Source organism: Burkholderia sp. Tr-862 (assembly GCF_011753085.1).
Taxonomy (GTDB): Bacteria; Pseudomonadota; Gammaproteobacteria; order Burkholderiales; family Burkholderiaceae; genus Burkholderia; species Burkholderia ambifaria.
Genome location: NZ_VWWG01000323.1, coordinates 1 through 2,569, shown reverse-complemented (window position 1 = coordinate 2,569; position 2,569 = coordinate 1). Strand labels below are relative to the sequence as shown.

General features: G+C 59.2%; 3 protein-coding genes and 2 pseudogenes. 3 read left to right on the top strand and 2 right to left on the bottom strand.

What is annotated here, in order from left to right; all coding sequences use genetic code 11:
• Positions 1-181 (bottom strand): annotated as a pseudogene (locus F3J14_RS34420) (biotin--[acetyl-CoA-carboxylase] ligase); the annotation flags it as partial.
• A 323-nt stretch (positions 182-504) separates the two neighbouring features.
• On the opposite strand from F3J14_RS34420, the gene F3J14_RS34415 reads away from it, so the two are divergent.
• From F3J14_RS34415 to F3J14_RS34405, 3 genes are read left to right on the top strand one after another with little or no spacing between them, the layout of a single operon-like run.
• On the top strand, positions 505-681 hold the full coding sequence (locus F3J14_RS34415; RefSeq protein WP_166726690.1) for a hypothetical protein: 177 nt from the start codon (positions 505-507) through the stop codon (positions 679-681).
• Entirely contained in the window at positions 678-1,283 is a 606-nt protein-coding gene (locus tag F3J14_RS36000; protein WP_247682358.1) for a hypothetical protein, read from the top strand. The genes F3J14_RS34415 and F3J14_RS36000 overlap by 4 nt, the downstream gene beginning before the upstream one ends.
• On the top strand, positions 1,265-1,894 hold the full coding sequence (locus F3J14_RS34405) for a type VI secretion system amidase effector protein Tae4 (RefSeq protein WP_166726689.1): 630 nt from the start codon (positions 1,265-1,267) through the stop codon (positions 1,892-1,894). The genes F3J14_RS36000 and F3J14_RS34405 overlap by 19 nt, the downstream gene beginning before the upstream one ends.
• Before the next feature lie 515 nt (positions 1,895-2,409).
• Here the strand turns inward: F3J14_RS34405 and F3J14_RS35995 are convergent.
• A pseudogene (locus F3J14_RS35995) lies at positions 2,410-2,569 on the bottom strand (sel1 repeat family protein); the annotation flags it as partial.

The following is a 2,569-nucleotide window of genomic DNA, read 5'->3' as shown; positions in this document are numbered from 1 at the left end:
CGTTCGCGGTGCGCGGCAGCGCCTTCAGGCGCGTCGCGACGTCGGCGTTGGTCGAGCCGGTGGCGGCGACGATGTCGAGCGGCCACGCGCGCGGCGCGGCATCCAGGTGCGCCTCGAGCCGGTTGCGCGCGATGCGCGCGTCACCGGTATCGGGCGTGTCGGAGGAGGTGGGGGCGTTCATGGCGCATATTGTAGCGACAGGGGGGCAATACGTCGGCAGTCGGGGCGAAAGTCATCTTGCTCAAAGTGCAGGGCCCGATTGACGTGCGACGCTGAGTGCTCATTTTTCTCTTGTCTGGCTGAGAAAAGTGTCATGGGGGTTCGTCGTGCGCATGCGAGCTAAAAGGAAAACTGCCCCCCACGTCCTGATCAACCGATTGGCGAAACATAGTCGACCGATGCCGATTTATTAGGATTTCGAATTCGTCAGATTGATTCTCTTATGCCGATCGCGCATTTTGGTGCGATGAGATTTGCACCATTCGGCGACGAGAGGAAATCCAGATGAATCGTGAAAAGAAATTGTTGCCGGGGCTTTCATTGGCTGCTGCCGGCCGCTGGTTCATGGCCAACCGTGGCAGGGGCCTCCCCGGTAGGCGGGCGGCCGTCGAGTTTGTGGCAACCAGTGCTTTCACGGGCGGCAGCCGTTTGATTGCGGTCAGTTCAGGTGACATCGAATGATCCGCTACTTCCTTGCCAAGGGCGATCGAGGCGGCAGTGCCACGATCACGGAGGGACTCGAATTCGTCACGTGTTCCAATCCGCCCCCGCGCGTGCAGATTGCCACGCTCTACATGAAAACCTACTGCACGGCCTGTAAGCGGGTAGGGTTCATTGCACCGCAAGGTCCGCGCTTGTCCGGCACGGCGCCCAATGGTCAGCGATGGGCGTTGAGTGGGGATATCAATGCCTGCGGGTGCAGTCCGCCGCCTGTTTTCCATGCCGAGCGGAGTATGAAGATGATCCTGACTTCGCACGAGGCGACTGAGCGTGTGGAGAGCAAGCGCGTTCCAATGTCCGAGGACGAAGTGCCGATCGCATCGGCGGGAGCGGATATCGCGCTCGACTATGACGAACAGGTACGCGTTGGCATCGGGACCACGCTGCCGCAGAGCTATCCATACGTGATCGAAATGGTCGACGGGCGCACGTATGTGGGACGCGTCGGTACGAATGGCCGACTGCCACGCGTCGTGACCGAGCCCGACGGCAGTTACACAATCTATTGGGGCGAGGACGCGCTCGCTCATCCGGACTGGACGTCATGCCCAACAGACCCATAACGGTGAGATCGAATACGATCCCCCGGTCCATCAAGGAAGTACAGCTTCAGGCGGTGACGTTCAAGGCGTTATGGGACACCTATCCATCCGGGAATCCATACGACGATCCGGCTTATACAAATCAGTGCGCTATTCGTGTAAGCGTGGCCTTGCACCGTGTCGGTATCGACATGAAGTCGTTTTCGTCGAAGTTGGTAAGACCGCTCGGCGGTCAACCTAGCATCGGGCGAATTCTGATCAATGGAAAGGTGGTGGCCACGCGTGCCAATGAGCTTGGCTCATGGCTTAAGCTGCAGCCATTTGCCGGTCTCGGAAAAGCGGAGGCGATTACCGGAGCGGACTGGGAGGCAAAAATAAAGGGGCGTACAGGTATTGTCATGTTTGATGGTTACTGGGCGCGTGCCGGCGAGTCGGAATTGAATGCCAGCGGCGGGCACATTGATCTCTGGAATGGCTCTCGAATGACGGTGAATGGTTTCTGGGGGGCTGCGTCGACGATAGGGAGATATGTCGGGATGGCGTCGTTTCGGCAAGGTGCAAGTGTCCTCCCAAGTCTCAGCTATTCCGATCTCGGGAGGTCGAGTTCAATCGTGTTTTGGGAGATCAAGTGAAGCGGTTTGCGATCACGCTTTCGGGGGCTCTTGGCGGTTTGCTGTTGACTTGGTTTTATCTGTACGCATACAGCCATATAAGTTGGCCGAAACTCCCAAGCACGCCGGCTCGCGGTTGCTACGAGATCGATAAGTGCCCGATCTCATGGTGGCAAGGGGCGTTGTTTTTTGCGTACTTGCTGGGACCCGCCGTGTTTTTCGGCGTCGTCAATGCGATAGGTTACAGGCGCTGGTCATGCAAGAGATGGAGTGCCACGCTCGGCGTCGGGACCATACTCGCGGGCCTGTTCTACCTTGAACCCTATGTTTCCCGTTTGCTTGCGCGCTGATGCCGGGCGCTTACTGCTTTTCCATTTGTTCCAGTGCCTTGATGTCTTCATCGGTCGCCATTTCGCAGGCGAGCAGCGCCTTGCTCTTCAGTGCAGGGCCCAGGCGGCGCGTCACGAGGATCAGCGCGCCGCCGGACCGCGGACGTTCTGCCGGCGCGTGTTCGCGCCGGCGTTGTAGAAACATCCTCAGGGCGCGATGACCGGATGCTTCAACGCATGCGCGGTCTCGATCCACTGCGCGTGGAACGCGTCCGCATCGGGTTTGAGCCCCAGCTCGCCGTTGCGATAAGCCATCGCGAGCGTCTGCACGGCTTCAGGCAGCTCGCGATGGCTTATCGCAACGGCA